The organism is Nocardia amikacinitolerans NBRC 108937, from assembly GCF_001612615.1.
Lineage (GTDB): Bacteria > Actinomycetota > Actinomycetes > Mycobacteriales > Mycobacteriaceae > Nocardia > Nocardia amikacinitolerans.
This window is the reverse complement of the sequence record NZ_BDAU01000007.1, coordinates 147,900-165,811: the sequence shown is the minus strand read 5'-3', so window position 1 is coordinate 165,811 and position 17,912 is coordinate 147,900. Positions and strand designations below refer to the sequence as shown.

Here is a 17,912-nt window from a genome sequence, read left to right as displayed (position 1 = left end):
CGACGCCACCGCCGGTGACGCGGAGTCGCCTCGACCATGCTCCAGCAGAAGGTTTCGGTCTTGGTTTCCTCCACGACTCCGGCGGTCGACCGGGTGCGCCCGGACACCCTGTGCGCGGCGTTCCAGGCGAACGCGGCCCGCCACGCCGACGCGGTCGCGCTGCGCACCCTCGGCGGCGGGCAGACGATCACCTGGCGCGAGTACGGCGCGCGGGTCCGCGCCATCGCGACGGGCCTTGCCGCGCTCGGTGTGCGCCCCGGCGACACCGTCGCGCTGATGCTGACCAACCGGCCGGAGTTCCACCTGTGCGACACCGCCGTGCTGCACGCGGGCGCCACGCCCTTCTCGGTCTACAACACCAATCCGGTCGAGCTGCTGGCCTACCAGTTCGGCAACGCGAGGAATCGGGCCGTCGTCTGCGAAAGCCAATTCGCGCCAAGGATTCTGGAAGCGGTCGCGGCGGCGTCCGAGCGGGGACATCGCGTCGAGCACGTGATCGTGGTGGACGACGCACCCGCGGGCACCGTGGCGCTCACCGCGATCGAATCCGCCTCGGCGCCGGAGGGTTTCGATTTCGAGGCGACATGGCGCGCGGTGCGTCCCGACGACCTGCTCACCATCGTCTACACCTCAGGAACCACCGGCCCGCCGAAGGGCGTCGAGCTCACGCACACCAATTTCCTGGAGAACGCGCGCGTCATCGACCAATTCGGCGGCGGAGGTCCGGACGACCGGGTCATCTCGTACCTGCCCGACGCGCACGCGGCCAACCGCTGGTTCGCGCACTACCTGACCATGCTCGAAGGCGGGCAGATCACCACCGTCCCGGACGTCAAACAGGTGGCCGCGGCGATGACCGAGGTACACCCGACGGTATTCCTCGGCGTTCCGCGCGTGTGGGTGAAAGTCAAAGGGGCGCTGGAGGAACGGTTCGCCGCCGAGCCGCCACCGCGCCGCGCGCTTGCCCGATGGGCGGTCGGCGTCGGCCGCGATCGTGCGCGCGCCGCGTCGGACGGACGCGCACTCGGAGTCACCGGCCGCGTCCAGCACGCCGTCGCCGAGCGCTTGATCCTCCGTCCGCTGCGCGCCAAGCTCGGCCTGGACCGAGTGCGCGTCGCGGTGACGGGATCGGTCGCCATCCCGCCGGACGTGCACGAGTTCTTCCTCGGCCTCGGCCTCCCGTTGTGCGAGGGGTACGGCATGACCGAGTGCACCGCGGGCGCGACGCTGAACGGGCCGGCGCGGATCAAGATCGGCACGGTCGGCACGCCGCTGCCCGGCGCCGAGGTCCGCCTCGCGGCGGACGGCGAGGTGCTGATCCGGGGAAAGATGGTGATGCGCGGGTACCGCGACGACCCGGTCAAGACCGCCGAGACGGTCGACGCCGACGGCTGGCTGCACACCGGCGACATCGGCTCCTTCGACGCCGACGGCTACCTGTCGATCGTGGACCGTAAGAAGGAGCTCATCATCAACGCCGCGGGCAAGAACATGTCCCCGGCCAACATCGAGAACACGATCACCGAGAACTGCCCGCTGGCGGGCACGGTCGTGGTGATCGGCGAACAGCGCCCGTACAACACCGCGCTGATCTGTCTCGACCCCGATCTGGCCGCCGCTTTCGGCAAGCGGAACGGTCTCGCGGCGACCTCGATCACCGACCTCGCCGCAAGCCGCGAGGTACTCGCCGAGATCGAGCGCGGGGTGAGGGCGGCGAACGGCAAACTCTCCCGCGTCGAGCAGATCAAGAAGTATCGGGTGCTCGGCGAGGTGTGGGAGCCGGGCGGCGACTGCCTGACGGCCACCGGCAAACTTCGACGCGCGCCGATCGCGACCCGCTACACCGATACCATCGAGGCCCTGTACTCGGCGTGAGCCGGGGCGGAGGACGGCACTGAGGCACACGGAGGCGCCGATGACCGATCAGGGCGAAACTCCCGGTGACGGCCAGCGATCCGCGCGGATCGACGGCCTGCACCGCAGCGCGGCCGCGCTGCTCGAGGGGTTCTACGGCACGCTGCCGCCCTACGCGCAGCTGCCCTTCTCGCTGGTCGAAACCGATTTCGCCCGCGGCGCGAAGCTCAACGTCGATCTGTTCTTCCAGTACCTGCGCCGCGGCGTCGAGCCGTCCGAGGCCGACACCAGGGAGCTGGTGGACCTGGCGATGGACCGGCTGCGCGACGGCACGCCGCTGGCCGAGGTGCTGGAGCGGTATCGGCTGGGCGCGGCCTTCCTCTGGGACCGGCTGCGCGATTCGGCGGGCGCCGACGATGCCCTGTTGCTGGACGCCTCCCCCGCGCTGCTGAAATACATCACGCTGGTCAGCTCGCGTATCGCGACGGCGGCCATCCAGCGCGCCCACGATCCGCGCTGGGAGTTGCTGGAGCGCCGCCGCGGTATCGCCGAGGCGCTGCTGGCCGGGCGCGATCCGGTGGAGTGGGCCGACGACCCGGTCATCCCGGTGGCCGACGCCTTCCTGGTCGCGGTGTTCCGGCTGTGCGGCAGCGGCGGTGGTCCCGCGGCGGCCCTGCGGCATCGGGTCGAGGCCATCCCCGGCGTCTTCCTGCGTTTGGACACCGGCGGCTGGACCGCGCTGGTCCCCTTGGCCTCCGGCGACGACGGTTCGGCCGCGCTGGCCGGATTGACCGCGCGCCTTCCCGCGTACGCGCCCGGCCGGGTTCCCCCGTACTGGGTGGGCGTGGGAGCGGCCTCGACCAGGGCCGAAGTCCCCGCGCTCGCCGCCGAGGCGCGCGTGCTCGCCGAGCTCGGACGATGCCTCGCGCGGCGCGAGATCGTCTGTCGCCGAACGGATCTGCACTTCGAATACACCGTGGCGGTGAGCGACGCGGCCCGGCCGGGACTTGCCGCCCTGCTCGCACCGCTGGACGCCCAGCCGATGCTGGCCGAGACACTGGAGACGTTCGTCGACACCGGCTTCAATCAGCTCGCCACGGCGCGGCAGCTGATGGTGCACCGCAACACGGTGACCTATCGCCTCTCGCGCGTGCACGAACTCACCGGGCTGGATCCGCACCGCCCCGCCGACGCCATGACGCTGTCCGCGGCGCGGCTGGCCAGACGGCTCGAAGCCGCCTCGTTCGCGCCCTAGGACCCGGTTCCACCGCTTTGGTCGGGCGCACAAATCGCCGGCTCGCGGTCTTGGGAACTGCCGGTGGTGCGGCACCGGGACCGTGCGGTCTGCTGTATCGGACAGCGAGGTCCCCGGGTGCCGCCGGACTCGGCACCGCGAGCAGAGAGTTCAGGTACTTGACGATTTCGAGCCGGGCGCGGTTCCGCCGCCGTGCCGCCACGGTCGCCCTCGCGGCGATCACCGCCCTCGGGCCGACCGTTCAGCTCGCGCCCGGTGCGAGCGCCGTCCCCGCCGCAGGCCCGGTACCGTCCGCGCCCGCCGATTTCGGCCTGCCCGCGGGCTATACGCCGACGCCGGAACGGTACGGCATCGAATATCAACTGGGACAGATCATTCCGCTCTCGGACGGCACGCAGTTGCAGGCCGAGGTGCGGTATCCGACCGACCCGGCGACCGGGCGACGGGCCGAGGGCGAGTTCCCCGTCGTCGTCAACTTCACGACCTACGGCGCGCTGTCCAGTGCGCTGACCGCCGCGGTCACCGGCGTCATCGATCAGCTGCGCATTCCGCTGCCCGACCATTTGCGCGACGCGCGCCGCATCATCAACCAGGCCACCAGCGCCCAGGACATGCTGGTGCGGCGCGGCTACATCGAGGTGATCGCCGACGTGCGCGGCACCGGCGGGTCCACCGGCGCCTGGAATCCGGCGTCCAAACAGGACGGCATGGACGGCGCGCAGGTGGTGGACTGGGCGGCCCGGCTGCCGGGTTCCAGCGGCAAGGTCGGCATGTACGGGTACTCGTTCCCTGCGCTGTCGGCCATGCGGACCGCCGAATCCGTCGGTCCCGGTTCGCCGTTGAAGGCGATCGTGCCGATGGCCATGCCCAACAACATCTTCAACGAGGTGCTCGGCCACGACGGGTTGATGAGCCCGCTGCTGCTCACCGTCATCTCGGTGATGGTGCCGTACCTGAGTCTCATCGGCCCGTTCATGACCGCGGTGGTGACACCGCAGACCTTCGTGCGGGCGCTCGGCGATCACCTCGCGGCACTGGTGTCGACCGACAGCACCCTCGTCAAGTTGGTGGAGGCGTACGCGGGCGGCCCGCTGGCCTACGACGGCGCGTGGTGGCAGGAGCGCCGGTTCGAGACCGAACTGAAAGCGTTGGTGGACAACGACATCGCCATGTACCAGGTCGGCGGCCTGTGGGATCTGTACCAGGAAGGGCCGTGGCGCAACTACTCCCAGTTGCAGAACCTGGCGGCCGGGCGCGACCAGTTCGCGCCGATGGCGCCGGGACAGCCGACCGACGGGCGGTTCCAGCTGCTGATGGGCCCCTGGTACCACGTCGGCCTCGGCTTCGGGCCCGGCTCGCGGCTGGACACCGACATGATCACGCTGGCCTGGTTCGACCGCTTCCTCAAGGGCATCGACAACGGCGTCGACGAGACCGAGCGCACGCTGCACGTCATCGACGCGAACAACAATGCCGTCGCGACCTCGCGATACCCGTTCGAGCATGCCGAGATTCAGCGCCGCTACTTCGACGGCGACCGACTCGTGGCCGAGCAGCCCACGATCGCGGACGCCGCCGACCAGCTCGACTACACCGGCTTGGACAACATCTGCAACCGGCAGACCCTGGGCCAGTACTCCGGCGGGCTGCTCGACTTCGTCTTCCGGATCTTCAACGCCTACAACCCGTGTACCGAATGGGTGCAGGGCCCGACCGCGGGGCGCGTGTACGCGATGGATCCGGTGACCGAACCGACGGTGCTGGCGGGCCCGAGCAGTCTCACCCTGTTCGCCTCGTCGACCAGTACCGACGCGGCCTTCCAGGTGTGGCTCGACGATGTGGCGCCGGACGGCACCTCGGTGAACATCACCGGCGGCTCGCAGCTGGCCAGCATGCGCGTCCTCGACGAGGCGAAGACCTGGCGGGCGGCGGACGGCGCCGTCTACGGGCCCGAGCACGTGGTGCGCAAGGAGGCCGAGCGACTGCTCGTCCCCGGCGAGGTGACCCGGATGGAGATCAAACTGCGCCCGGCGTTCCATCGGCTCGAGCCGGGACACGCGCTGCGCGTGCGGATCACCAGCGGCACCTTCCCCTCCACGATCCCGGTGCCCACCGATCTACCCCGGCTGATCGGCTCGTCGCAGCGCATCCACCGGGACGCGAACGGGCCGTCCAGCCTGGTCGTCCCGCTGGCGCCCGCCGGCGCGTTCGACTAGATCGACCCGCGAACGCCGCGCCGGGTTCCTGGCGAACCGGCGCGGCGTTCGAGCTGTGACCCCGCGACCGATCGTGGGTGAATTCCTGGATCACCTGACCGAAACGCTCACCGCCGCCGTGCGACCCGGATAGTCTCGGCGATGGATCCGAAACCCGGATCCATGCGTCACCTGCCGGGAGCGTCCGATGGAGAAGGCTCTGGTCACCGAAACGCCCGACGAATCCGACCGGCGGGCAACGGCTTTGCTGCGGCCCGGGATTCTCGCCTTCGGCGGCGCGATCCGCCCGACCGCGCTGCACGCCCACCACACCGTCCAAGTGCTCGCCGCCCGCACGCCGATCACGGTGATGGACGCGGGCGGGGTGCGCCACCGCGGCACCACGATCATCGTGCCCGCCGACGCGCCGCACCGGATCGAGACCGTCGCCGAAGGCGCCGCGCTCTACCTCGATCCAGAGACCGCGGCGGGCGCCGCCGCCGATCGTCGCGCGCACGCGGGCGGCTGGGCCGACGATCAGCAGGCGCTGCCCGCGACGCTCGCCGGTGCGCCGATCGCCGAGCAGGTCGCCGCCATCGTGCGCGAATTGCGCGGCGCCCCAACGGCTGCCAACGGTGCGCAGCGGCACGGAGCGGTGACCGAGGCACTGCGGCTGCTGCCGAGCCTGGTCCCGGATCATTCGATCCGCGGTTCCGACGTGGCGAAGCGGGTCGGGCTCTCCCCCGCCCGGCTCTCGCACCTGTTCGCCGAGCAGGTCGGAATGCCGTTGCGTCCCTACATGCTGTGGTTGCGGCTGCGGGTGGCGATCGGCCGGTTCCGTTCCGGCGACGACCTCGCCGCCGCCGCGCACGCCGCCGGTTTCGACGACAGCACCCAGCTCACTCGCACCTGTCGTCGCACCTTCGGACTGACGCCCGCCGCCCTGCACCGCGCCGAACAGTGGGATCTCGGCGACGGAGCCTGACCCGACGGCGCCAGGTACGCTCGATCCCATGTTCTCGCGGGTTCAGCTGACGGCGTTCGCGGTATTCACCTGCCTGGCGTCCGCGTTCGCGCTGCTGGCCACGCCCCTGCCCGAGCACGCCTCGCTGGCCGCGCTCGGCGTGCTCGCCGCCGCGGTGTTCGCGATGGTGGCACTCCGCGGCGCGGCGGTCGCGCCGGTCGTCGTCCCGCGCTGCGGACCGCCGCCGTCCGCGCAGCGCCGCAGGCGCGGTTCGTATCTGCGCCAGAGCAATCCCGACACGGCGGGCCGTCCGCGGCCGCGAGCTCCGGGACCGGTCACGGGCTGATCGACGGCCCGCGCCACGGCGCGGGTGTGGTCGGCCCTTCGCCGTGACCACCTCCCGTTTCCGTGCGTGCGCGCACGTCTCACCGAATCAGGTGTTCCCCCATGCTCGATGTCGTCTACTACCCTGTCTCCGCCGTGCTCTGGCTCTGGCACACCGCGTTCGCCGCACTGCTCGGGCCCGGCAGCGGTCTGGCCTGGGTGCTGGCCGTGGTGTTCCTCGTCGCCACCCTCCGCGCGGCCATGTATCCCCTCTTCCTGAAACAGGTCCGAACTCAGGCCGTCGTAAAGCGCCTGCAACCCGAGATCGAGGCGCTGCGCAAGCGCTATCCCGACGACCGGCCACGACAGGTCGCCGAAATCCAGAAACTGCAACGGCAACACGGTGTGAGTGTGCTGGCGGGCTGCCTTCCGATGCTCGGCCAGGGGCTGGTGTTCCTCGCGCTGTTCCACGTGCTGCGGTCGTTCGACCGCACCGGCACGCTGGGCCATCTGCCCTTCCAGGCGACGCCGACGCCGATGACGCCCGAACAGAACGCGCAGACACCGAACTACGTCTTCGACGCCGCCGACGTGCAGTCGTTCCTGCAGGCCAAGCTCTTCGGGGCACCGCTGTCGGCCATCCTGGCCGGGCAACCGAGCGTTTCGATCGGCGCGGTCGCCGGCACCCTGATGGTGCTGGCGGCCCTCGCGACGCATTTCACGGCGCGGGCCTCGATCGCCCGCCAGGACCCGGCCGCGGCGCAGATCCCGATGCTGAACACGTTGACGCTGTGGGTATTTCCCCTGGGCGTGCTGATCGGCGGCGCGGTGCTTCCTGTCGTGATCCTGTTGTACTGGGTGTCGAACAACGCGTGGACGCTGGCCCAGCAGTACTTCACCTACCGGTGGATCGACGCCGAAAGCCCGTCCGCCGCAATGGCCTCGGCTACGTCCGAGACGAAGAACGCCCCACGGCCGGGCGCGAAACCGAAGCCAGGCGCGAAGCCGGTGCAGACGGCGAAACCGCAGCCCGGCGGGGCATTGAAATCACGCCGCGGCCGCCGCTGACCCACGATCAGCCGACAGGACCGGCCTGCAGGTAGTACTTGGCGGCGATGCTCCGGAGCACCTGCCGGATACCGATCGGCGCCCAGCCCGCGGACCGGTCCTCCAGCACCACCGGATCCGTGAGTTCGAGGGTGCGGCCCCGCGCCTCGAGCTGGAAACCGCCCGCGGCGACGACGTTCTTCACCCACTCCGCGTCGCGACCGTAGGTCAGCGCGATGCGGTAGACGCCGTCGTCCTCGAACACCCACACCGGAGTTCGATAGGCGCGCCCGGATTTTCGCCCCTTGTGCACGACGACGCCGAACGGCGGCACCGTGCCCGCGATCAGTCCGGCCATCGGATTGGTCACGTGCCGGTTGAATCTCGCCACTGCGCGCGGAAGCACCATCGGACGGTCCTCTCTCCAGGTCGCGTGCACCACTCAGGCTACCCTCGAGCGGTGTCAGCGCAGCCGAACGAGGTGATCGCGGTCTACGACCGGCAGGGGCGAGAGGTCGGCGCGGCCGATCGGGCCGAGGTCTATCGCGAGGGGCTGTGGCACGCCAGTTCGGGGGTGTTGGTGCGGTCGATGGACGGCGAGCGGGTCTACGTGCACCGCCGCACCGACACGAAGATGGTGTTCGCCGGAATGCACGACTGCCTCGCGGGCGGTGTCGTCGCGCCGGGTGAGGATCCGGCGCGGACCGCGATCCGGGAACTCGCCGAAGAGCTCGGCATCGTGCTCGGCCCGGACGCGACGCCGCCGCTGCCGATGGCGAGCGCGTCGTGGGACGGGGAATGGGAGGGCAGGCCGATGCGCTGCCATCTGTTCGCCTACGAGCTGCGTTACGACGGACCCATCCGTCATCAGCCCGAGGAGATCGCCGAGGGCTGGTGGTGGACCGACGCGGAATTGCGCGCCCACCTCGCCGACCCGGACTGGCCGTTCGTGCCGGACACCCGGGTGCTTGTCGGCGATCTCCTGGCCTGATTCGTTTACGCCGCGCTGCCGCTGCCCAGGGCCAAGAAGGTCTGGAAGATGTTGGCGACGACTTCGAGCAGCTCCATGAAAGGCATCCTTCGTGTTGTTCATCGAATGAAGGGGCCAGCATCACGGACCCGGGTGTCCGGGAGGTTACCCCGACGTGACGGGCTCGGAGGGAAAACCTCGCCGTGCGACACTCGCCTCGGTCAGCTCGACGAGGCGCCGGTGCTGGCCCAGGACAGGAACGCGCCGGGGTTACGCGTCTGCAGCAGCACCCGCCCCGGTCCGACGAAGTCGAAGACGAATCCCTCGCCCGACTTCAGCGACTGGATGGAGCGGCCGGAGACGGCGCGGCGGATGGTGAAGTTCATGGCCAGGTCGTAGGCGACCACGTGCCCGGTGTCGATGGTGATCGGTTCGCCGGGCTGCAGGTCGATCACGTCGATCGCGCCGAAGACGCCGACCACGATCTCGCCGTCGCCGTGCGCGCGCAGACCGAAACCGCCCTCGCCGCCGAACAGGTTCGCGAAGCCGCCCCACTTGCTCTCCACCTGCACGCCGTGCGAGTTGGCGATCCAGCCGCCGCGGCTGATGAAGAACGGCCGGTCCGGGGTGATCTGCAGGTTCAGCATGTCGCCGGGCAGCGCGGGCGCGACGTCGACCCAGCCGCCCTGCTGCGGGGCGGTGAAGGTGGAGACGAAGAACGACTCCCCGGCGAGTACCGAGCGCTTGAGACCGGCCAAGATGCCGCCCTCGGCCTTGGCCTGCAACGTGATTCCCGCCGAATGGGCGACCATGGCGCCGCTCTCGACCCGCATCGGCTCGCCACCCGCGAGGAAGCACCGCGCGACGGTGGAGGCGGGGTTGTGGCGCAGTTGAACCTTCATAGTGCCGACCCTACCGCCTGCGCGCGGCGGTAGGGATCGACGAATACCGCCCGGGGAGTCCGGTTTTCGCGCGCCGGTTCAGCCGAGGGTGCGCAGGGCGTCCTCGGTGCGGGCGACCACCGCGCCGCCGTTCGCCGTCAGCACGATGGGACGCTGGATCAGCTGCGGGTTGGCGGCCAGCGCCTCGATCCACCGGTCGCGGTCGGCGGGCGTGCGGCCCCAGCCGGCCATGCCGAGGTCCTTGGCGATCTGCTCGCCGGTGCGGGTGATGTCCCACGGTTGCGCGTCGAGCCGTCGCAACACCTCGCGCAACTCGTCCGCGGTCGGCGGGTCGTCCAGGTAGCGGCGCACGGAGTAGGCAACGCCCGTCTCGTCGAGGTGCGCCGTCGCGGTGCGGCTCTTCGAGCACCGCGGGTTGTGCCAGATCTCGGTTTGCCCTGATGTCATGCCTTCAGATAACCACGCCGCGCTACAGGTGCATCAAGTCCGGCCAGGTCTCGGCCCACGGATGGCGCGACCCGGTGCACGCCCACACGGTGACGTCCTGGGTGTTGCCGGGAAAGCCGAGCCTGCTGTCCACCTTGCCGACTGGTTCCACGCTGTCGAAGTTCCAGCGCAGGAAGCTCTCGGGCACGCCGACCGCGAGCACGGTGCCCGTCCGCTCGTCCGGCCTGCCGAAGTAGCCGTAGCCGCGGCTCGGGCTGTAGATCGGCGGCAGTTCGTCGCGCGCGAACTGATCGAGTGCGCTGGCCTGCCAGTAGGTGTCGGTGAGCACGACGGTGGTCGCGCGTTCGGCCGGGGCGAGCGCGGCGTAGGCCTCGGTGACGGCGGCGGTCAGCTCGGGCCAGCCGAATTCGCCGTAGACGCCGATGTTGATCGCGGCCTCGGCGTCGTCGGCGGGTGGCGCGATGTGGTCGGGGTGCTGCCACGGCGTCGACCACAGGACGAGAGCCGTGGAACACAGCACCACCGCCACCCCGCCCGCGGCGGCCAGCCTGCGCGGCGACGGGCGCAGTCCGGCGGTCAGGTCGACCAACCCGACCGCGCCCGCGGCGAGCACCACCGCGTACATGCCCGCCATGTAGTAGATGCGCCCGCCCATCACCAGGAAGATCGCGACCAGCACAAGCAGCGTCGCGCCGAGGAAGCGATACGGGCGCAGCGCGGGATTGCGCAGCAGCGCCCACACGCCGTACACCAGCACGACCGCGCCGAGCAGACCCGCGGTGAGCAGCGCGAGCGGCACGAACATCAGTCGCCCGCCGAGAACGCCCTGCTCGCCGCTGATCACCTCCCCCATGCGCAGCTGCGGCCAGCCGTTGCCCGCCTGCCAGATCAGCGTCGGCACCGTGGCCAGCACGACGATCGCACCGCCGAGCCACAGCAGCGGTCGCCGCACCAGCTCGCGCGGACCGAGGGCCAGCGACGTCACCGCGATCGCGATCCAGAAGAACGGGATCAGCCACTTCACCTGCATGTCCACCGCCGTCACGACCGCGGCGCACAGCAGAAGTGCGTCGCGGCGGGTGCGCACCCAGCGCACCACGAGCCAGGTGACGATCACCCACAGCACGGTGTCGATCGCGTTGGTGGTGAGCATTTTGCCCTGCAACAGCAGGAACGGCGAGGTCGCGTAGGCGATGGCCGCGAGCAACTGGGCGCGGCGTTCGCCGCCGAATTCCCTGGCGAGCAGCGCGGTGAGCACCACGGCCAGCGTGGTCAGCGCGACCGAGGGCAGCCGGAGCGCGAAGAACGAGCCGGGGGCGAGGGTGTCCATCAGCCGAGCCAGCATCGGAAGCACCGGACCCTGATCGGCGTAGCCGAAGGACGGGTGGCGCCCCGCGGCGAGGAAGTACAACTCGTCGCCGAAGTAGTCGTAGCGGCTCGCCGAGAACAGCAACACCGCAAGGGAAATGCCCGCGACGACGGCGATGCCCGTGGACGCCACCGGAGGACGATCCGCCTCCGCGAGGTTCCGCTGCTGACGCTCCACCGTTTCGATCACGCCGCTCCTCGACGATTCGGACTCCGACCGGGTCGAATCTAACGGGAAACACCCGCTCGCCCATCCACCCTCGGGGCGAGTCGAGATCAACATTTCGGCGTAGTCCACGGCGAATCGGCATGAGCCGGACAGCAGGGCTCAGACCGCGGCTGTCACCTGCGCTGACTTGCGGCGGCGCGCGAGGAGGTAGGCCGCGGCGGCGGCCGGGATGTTCATCAGCACGCCGTACACCGCGCCCGGCACGGCCATCGTGTCGTTGTGCAACACGGAGACCGCCACGGCGATGGCGATCGCGCCGTTGTGGATGCCGATCTCCATCGCCGAGGCGACGGCCTGGTCCTCCTCCACGCCGAACAGCCGCGGCGCCAGGTACCCGACCGTCAGGCTGAGCACCGCGAACACCAGGCACAGCGCGGCCAGCTCGCCGAGATGCTCGGTGAGCGTCTCGAAGTTCTTCGCCACGGCGGCCGCGACCACCAGCGCGAGCACCACGATCGACAGCACCTTGACCGCCCCGCGCATCCGCCGTGCCCAGTCGGTGAATCGCCGGTGCACCCACATCCCGACCGCGACCGGCACCAGCACGATCGCGAAGACCTGCGCGAATTTGTCCGGCCGCAACCCGATCGACCCCTCGCCGTCCAGGAACACCGCGTAGGACAGCGCGACGACCAGCGGCATGGTGAACACCGCCAGCACCGAATTCACCGCCGTGAGCGCGATGTTCAGCGCGACGTGCCCACCGGCGATGTGGCTGAACAGGTTCGCCGACGGTCCGCCTGGCGAGGCGGCGAGCAACATCATCCCCACCGCGAGCGCGCCTTCCACGCCGAACAGCAGGATGAGCCCGAAGCACGCGGCGGGCAGCAGCACCATCTGGCAGACCAGCGCGATCGCCGCCGCGGCGGGATAGCGCAGCACCCTGGCGAAATCGTCGACGGTGAGGGTCAGGCCGAGCCCGAACATCACCAAGGCCAGCGCCAGCGGCAGGAAAACGGCGAAAGCCGTTGAACCCATGCGGATCTCCTCTCGAACCGTCATCCACCGGAGTCGACCGTATCGGTGGAAAGGCACGGGAGGAAAGCCCGCGCGGCGAAAGTCTCACCCGCGTGACGAGCGGCGCTACCCCGGGTGTTGGGTCTTGCGGAATTGGACTGCCCACCAGACTTCCAGCGCCGTGTGCGCGGCGCGCAGGTCCGCGCCGGTGAGTTCCTCGAAGCGGCTCAGTCGATAGCGAACGGTGTTGGGGTGCACCACGAGTCGCTCGGCGGTGGCCTCGACGCGCAGGCCGGTGTCGAGGTAGGACTCGACGGTGTCGATGATCGTGCGCGCGGATTCGCCGCCGCCGAGGGACGCCAGGTAGCGCCGGACGAGTTCCGCGCCGAGATCGGTGTCGGCGGCGATCGCGGGCAGCACGCCGACGCTGTCCAGGTCGACGGTTCCGGTGCGGCCGAACATTTGCGCCGTCGTCAGCACTCGACCGGCCAAACGGAACGAGCGCGCCAAGTCCTCGAGCCGGGTCGGCGGACCGAGCCCGACGACGCCGCCCACCACCGGGCTTCTGGACTTTTCCACAAACCCGGCGATGTCGCCGTCGACCGTGGTCACGAACCCCCTCGTGGGGAGCGACGGGGCGGAATCGAGCGGTGTTTCCGCTCTGGCGCGGTACGCGCGGTACTCGGCTTCGGGATCGACGCCGAGTTGCTGCGCGCGGATTCGCAGGTCCCCTGGACCGAGGGTGCCGAGGAGCGCGGCCCTGGTGAACTCGGCGCGGAACTGTTCGTCGTGCCGTGCCGCGGCGATCTCCACGTCGCGGTGCCCGCCGCTGTACGGGACGACGGCGGCGTCGACGAGGTCGAGCAGCGCGGGGGTCAAGCGCAGCAGCGTGCGATCCGCGACGCCGGTCACGGCGGCCGCATCGGTCAGCTCGGCGAAGATCTCGCGGACCGCGATGCGCCATCCGTTCTGGATGTCGGCCAGCGAAATACCTTGGCGGGCACGGGTTTCGCCGAACTCACGCACCGCGGCGAGATCCCCCGAGGTGAGCGGATGGCCGTCGTGCAGCGCGTCGAGCAGGCGGACGACGACCGAGGAGGTGGACGCGGCGATGGTCGCGGCGGGCAGCGACGCGTAGGCCGCCATCTCCGCCCTTGCTCGCGCGACGACGCGGTCGACGAGTTCGGGCGCGCGCTGCCGCACGCGCGCGACCACCAAGCGTTCGGCGGAGGTCGGGCGGCTGCTCATGGTGGAGCGAGCCTACGGGCGGGCGTTTGGAGAAAGCAACAAGCCGGCGACCGATAGTTCGACACGCTTTCCATGGCGCAGATCACACTCCCCGCCGAATACTCGTCGAGACCGACCACCGCCGTTCGACGAGGAATCGACGATGTATCTGACTCAGGGCCTGCACCGCGCCGCCCAGCACAATCCCGACGGCCTGATGACCATCTGCGGTTCCCGCACCCGAACCAACCGGGAGGTGCTCGACCGGGTTGCCCGACTGGCGGGCGCGCTGCGCGGTCTGGGCGTCGGCGCGGGTGACCGGGTGGCGATGCTGTCGTTGAATTCCGACCGCTACCACGAGTACCTGCTCGCGGTGCCGTGGGCGGACGCCGTCCTCAACCCGGTGAACATCCGGTGGAGTCCCGCCGAAATCGCCTACTCCCTCGCCGATTCCGATAGCCGGGTGCTCTTCGTCGACGACGCGTTCGCCCCGATGGTTCCGGCGCTGCGGGCGCAGTATCCCGAACTCCGCGCGGTGATCCACTGTGGCGACGGCCCGACTCCCGAAGGCGCGCTCGACTACGAACGGATCCTCGCGGACGCCGCACCGATCCCGGACGCGCGCCGCGGCGGCGACGCGCCCGCGGGCATCTTCTACACCGGCGGCACCACCGGATTCCCCAAGGGCGTGGTGCTCAGCCACGCCAATCTGCTGACCTCCGCGCTCGGCGGCGTCGCCACCGGGTATCTGATGGCTCCCGGCGCGGTCTTCCTGCACGCGGCGCCGATGTTCCACCTCGCCGATCTGGCCGGGTGGCAGGGCGTGCTGATGCTGGGCGGCACCCACGTGATGATCCCGGCGTTCGACCCGGTGGCAACCCTGACCGCGATTCAGCAGCACAAGGTGAGTTCTTCCGTACTGGTGCCGGTGATGATCCAGATGCTCGTCGACCATCCGCGCGCGGCCGAGTTCGACCTGTCCAGCGTCGAACACATCATGTACGGCGCGTCGCCGATCTCGCAGGCGGTGCTCGAGCGCGCGATGGCCGCCTTCGGCAACGCCGGTTTCGCCCAGGCCTACGGCATGACCGAAGTCGCGCCGATCGCCACCTTGCTCGGTCCGGCGGATCACCTGGCCGGTCGGTTGCGCTCGGCGGGACGGGCCGCGCCGCACAGCGAGATCCGGATCGTGGATGCCGACGGCGCGGAGGTGCCGCGCGGCACCGTCGGCGAGGTGACGGTGCGCGGCGGCCACGTGATGCTCGGCTACTGGAACAAGCCCGCCGAGACCGCGGAGGCCGTGCGGGACGGCTGGATGCACACCGGCGACGGCGGCTACATGGACGAGGACGGCTACGTCTACATCGTGGACCGGATCAAGGACATGATCGTCTCCGGCGGGGAGAACGTGTACTCCGCCGAGGTGGAGAACGCCGTCGCCGCGCACCCGGCGGTCGCCGCGGTGGCGGTCATCGGCGTGCCGGACGCCGAATGGGGCGAGCGGGTACACGCGGTCATCGTCTGCAAGCCGGGACAGCAGGTGACTACGGAGGAGATCCGCGGCCACGCCAAGGAGCTGATCGCCGGGTACAAGGCGCCGCGCAGTATCGAGATCGTGGACGCGCTGCCGGTGTCGGGCGCCGGGAAGATCCTCAAACGCGATCTGCGGCAGAAGTATTGGGACGCCGACGCGCGACAGGTCAACTGAGCGCTTCGCTCAGATCGGGGCGTCGCGCCACCAGCGGTCGATTCCCGCTCACACAGTCGAAGGGCCGAGCCACCAAGGCGGCTCGGCCCTTCGACGCGGCGGTTCGCTCAGCTCGCGCTGCCCGAACCGAGCAGCTGCTGGATGGTCTTGATCAGAACTTCGGCCAGGAAATCCGACGCAGATCCGGACATGGGGTGCTCCTCATCTCGATGCGGCGCGCACGGTCGGCGCTCCGTTAATCTGAAGCATGAATGATTCAGATGCTTGCCGGAGGCGTTTTCGGTCCACAAAGTACCGGCGAGGTGCGGCGCGGATACCGAAACAGGGCCTCTAGCTGGCGTTAGATTCCCAGACAAGCGTCCAGTGGGTTGCGTCACATTCCACTGAGTGGGATGCGGAGCCCGGTGGCCAGACACGGCGAGGGCCGCGCCACCCATCGGAGACGCGGCCCACACCGAACTCACACCTACAGGTACTGACCCGTATTCGACTCCGTGTCGATCGCACGGCTGGCACTGGCGTTCTTGCCCGTGCATCCAGCGCAGCCGGATGTAGACGATGCGCTCGCCCGAACACGGCGAGGGCCGCGCCACCCATCGGAGACGCGGCCCACACCGAACTCACACCTACAGGTACTGACCCGTATTCGACTCCGTGTCGATCGCACGGCTGGCGCTGGCGTTCTTGCCCGTCACCAGGGTGCGGATGTACACGATGCGCTCGCCCTTCTTACCCGAGATGCGGGCCCAGTCATCGGGATTCGTGGTGTTGGGCAGGTCCTCGTTCTCGGAGAACTCGTCCACGATCGAATCGTAGAGATGCTGGATGCGCAGACCCGGGTTGCCGGTGTCGAGCACCGCCTTGATGGCGTACTTCTTGGAGCGGTCCACGATGTTCTGGATCATGGCGCCGGAGTTGAAGTCCTTGAAGTACAGGACTTCCTTGTCACCGTTGGCGTAGGTGACCTCCAGGAAGCGGTTGTCCTCGCTCTCGGCGTACATCCGGTCGACGACCCGTTCGATCATCGCGCGGATGCAGGCGCCCTTGTCGCCGCCGAACTCCTCGAGATCGTCGGCGTGCAGCGGCAACTCCTCGGTCAGGTACTTGGAGAAGATGTCCTGCGCCGATTCGGCGTCCGGCCGCTCGATCTTGATCTTGACGTCCAGGCGGCCCGGCCGCAGGATCGCGGGGTCGATCATGTCCTCGCGGTTGGAGGCGCCGATGACGATGACGTTCTCCAGGCCCTCGACACCGTCGATCTCCGAAAGCAGCTGCGGCACAACGGTTGTCTCCACATCGGAGGAGACACCCGAGCCGCGGGTGCGGAAGATCGAGTCCATCTCGTCGAAGAACACGATCACCGGCGTGCCCTCGGAGGCCTTCTCGCGCGCCCGCTGGAAGATGATCCGGATGTGGCGCTCGGTCTCGCCGACGAACTTGTTGAGCAGCTCGGGACCCTTGATGTTCAGGAAGAACGACTTGGCTTCCTTGGCGTCCTCACCGCGCGCCTCGGCGATCTTCTTGGCCAGCGAGTTGGCCACCGCCTTGGCGATCAGCGTCTTACCGCAACCGGGCGGACCGTAGAGCAGCACGCCCTTGGGCGGGCGCAGCGCGTACTCCCGGAACAGATCCTTGTGCAGGAACGGCAATTCCACCGCGTCGCGGATCTGCTCGATCTGGCGTCCGAGACCACCGATGTCGTTGTAGTCGACGTCCGGGACTTCCTCGAGCACGAGGTCTTCCACCTCGGCCTTGGGGATCCGCTCGAAGGCGAAGCCCGCCTTGGTGTCGACCAGCAGGGAATCACCGGGCCGCAGCTTGCGAATGGGCGCATCGGGATCGTCGAGATCGTCGACCTCGGCCACCTTGGCCAGCGGACCCGCCAGCCAGACCACCCGCTCCTCGTCGGCGTGGCCGACGACCAGCGCGCGGCGACCGTCGTCGAGGATCTCGCGCAAGGTGCCGATCTCACCGACCGAATCGAACGAGCTCGCCTCGACCACCGTCAGCGCCTCGTTGAGACGCACGGTCTGGCCGTACTCGAGGGTCGAGGTGTCGATGTTCGGTGAACACGTCAACCGCATCTTGCGACCCGAAGTGAACACGTCGACCGTCTGATCGTCGTACACGCCGATCAGAACGCCGTATCCGCTCGGCGGCTGACCCAGCCGATCGACCTCCTCGCGCAGCGCGACCAGTTGCTGGCGCGCCTCCTTGAGTGTGTCCATCAGCTTCGTGTTGCGAATGGTCAGCGAATCGATGCGGGCTTCCAATTCCCGTGTGCGATCCGGCGAATCGGCGAGTTGCCTTCGGAGTGCAGCCGCCTCGGCGCGTATCGCCTCGAGCTCTCTCCAGGCCGCCGAATCCGAATTCTCGATGGGGCTCATGTGCTGCTCCTCCCAGTCCCGGTCTATCAACGCTACCGGGCGCGAACCGTTCTCGCTTTCCGACATGGTTTCGTCGTG

The 17,912-nt window shown here is 69.4% G+C and carries 15 protein-coding genes; 8 read left to right on the top strand and 7 right to left on the bottom strand.

Annotated features, from left to right (window positions below):
* Positions 1-60: 60 nt before the first annotated feature.
* The 6 genes from NAM01S_RS07155 to yidC all read left to right on the top strand — a co-directional run bounded on the left by NAM01S_RS07155 (position 61) and on the right by yidC (position 7,660).
* Entirely contained in the window at positions 61-1,875 is a 1,815-nt protein-coding gene (locus NAM01S_RS07155) for an AMP-dependent synthetase/ligase (RefSeq protein ID WP_253783720.1), read from the top strand.
* 40 nt (positions 1,876-1,915) lie between these two features.
* The gene (locus tag NAM01S_RS07150; protein ID WP_067781190.1) at positions 1,916-3,109 is read left to right on the top strand and encodes a PucR family transcriptional regulator; all 1,194 of its coding nucleotides are present in this window, start codon (positions 1,916-1,918) and stop codon (positions 3,107-3,109) included.
* A gap of 158 nt (positions 3,110-3,267) precedes the next feature.
* Positions 3,268-5,325, top strand: coding sequence for a CocE/NonD family hydrolase (locus NAM01S_RS07145; RefSeq protein ID WP_067781187.1), 2,058 nt, complete (start codon positions 3,268-3,270; stop codon positions 5,323-5,325).
* 187 nt (positions 5,326-5,512) lie between these two features.
* Positions 5,513-6,289 (top strand): helix-turn-helix transcriptional regulator, encoded by a 777-nt coding sequence (locus NAM01S_RS07140; RefSeq protein WP_067781184.1) that lies wholly within the window; start codon positions 5,513-5,515, stop codon positions 6,287-6,289.
* Between the two features lie 28 nt (positions 6,290-6,317).
* Positions 6,318-6,614: a DUF6412 domain-containing protein gene (locus tag NAM01S_RS07135; RefSeq protein ID WP_067781181.1), complete on the top strand. Its 297-nt coding sequence runs from the start codon at positions 6,318-6,320 to the stop codon at positions 6,612-6,614.
* 101 nt (positions 6,615-6,715) lie between these two features.
* A complete protein-coding gene (gene yidC, locus NAM01S_RS07130; protein WP_067781179.1) occupies positions 6,716-7,660 on the top strand; it encodes a membrane protein insertase YidC in 945 nt (314 codons plus the stop codon).
* Positions 7,661-7,667: 7 nt separating this feature from the next.
* On the opposite strand, the gene NAM01S_RS07125 is transcribed toward yidC, so the two are convergent.
* A complete protein-coding gene (locus tag NAM01S_RS07125; protein WP_067781318.1) occupies positions 7,668-8,048 on the bottom strand; it encodes a nitroreductase family deazaflavin-dependent oxidoreductase in 381 nt (126 codons plus the stop codon).
* Between the two features lie 51 nt (positions 8,049-8,099).
* Between NAM01S_RS07125 and NAM01S_RS07120 the strand changes: the two genes are divergently transcribed.
* Complete coding sequence (locus NAM01S_RS07120) at positions 8,100-8,630, top strand: NUDIX hydrolase (protein WP_067781176.1); 531 nt, start codon at positions 8,100-8,102, stop codon at positions 8,628-8,630.
* A gap of 200 nt (positions 8,631-8,830) precedes the next feature.
* Here the strand turns inward: NAM01S_RS07120 and NAM01S_RS07115 are convergent, their stop codons facing one another.
* From NAM01S_RS07115 to NAM01S_RS36410, 5 genes are all read right to left on the bottom strand, one after another.
* Entirely contained in the window at positions 8,831-9,511 is a 681-nt protein-coding gene (locus NAM01S_RS07115; protein ID WP_067781173.1) for a TIGR00266 family protein, read from the bottom strand.
* Between the two features lie 78 nt (positions 9,512-9,589).
* Positions 9,590-9,958, bottom strand: coding sequence for an arsenate reductase family protein (locus NAM01S_RS07110; RefSeq protein WP_067781171.1), 369 nt, complete (start codon positions 9,956-9,958; stop codon positions 9,590-9,592).
* A 22-nt stretch (positions 9,959-9,980) separates the two neighbouring features.
* Positions 9,981-11,516 (bottom strand): glycosyltransferase family 39 protein, encoded by a 1,536-nt coding sequence (locus NAM01S_RS07105; protein ID WP_253798210.1) that lies wholly within the window; start codon positions 11,514-11,516, stop codon positions 9,981-9,983.
* A 138-nt stretch (positions 11,517-11,654) separates the two neighbouring features.
* Positions 11,655-12,533: a bile acid:sodium symporter family protein gene (locus NAM01S_RS07100; RefSeq protein WP_067781168.1), complete on the bottom strand. Its 879-nt coding sequence runs from the start codon at positions 12,531-12,533 to the stop codon at positions 11,655-11,657.
* A 105-nt stretch (positions 12,534-12,638) separates the two neighbouring features.
* The gene (locus NAM01S_RS36410) at positions 12,639-13,760 is read right to left on the bottom strand and encodes a PucR family transcriptional regulator (protein WP_067781165.1); all 1,122 of its coding nucleotides are present in this window, start codon (positions 13,758-13,760) and stop codon (positions 12,639-12,641) included.
* 142 nt (positions 13,761-13,902) lie between these two features.
* On the opposite strand from NAM01S_RS36410, the gene NAM01S_RS07090 reads away from it, so the two are divergent.
* Positions 13,903-15,447, top strand: coding sequence for an acyl-CoA synthetase (locus NAM01S_RS07090; protein WP_067781162.1), 1,545 nt, complete (start codon positions 13,903-13,905; stop codon positions 15,445-15,447).
* 626 nt (positions 15,448-16,073) lie between these two features.
* On the opposite strand, the gene arc is transcribed toward NAM01S_RS07090, so the two are convergent.
* Positions 16,074-17,834: a proteasome ATPase gene (gene arc / locus NAM01S_RS07085; RefSeq protein WP_067781312.1), complete on the bottom strand. Its 1,761-nt coding sequence runs from the start codon at positions 17,832-17,834 to the stop codon at positions 16,074-16,076.
* Positions 17,835-17,912: the final 78 nt, after the last annotated feature.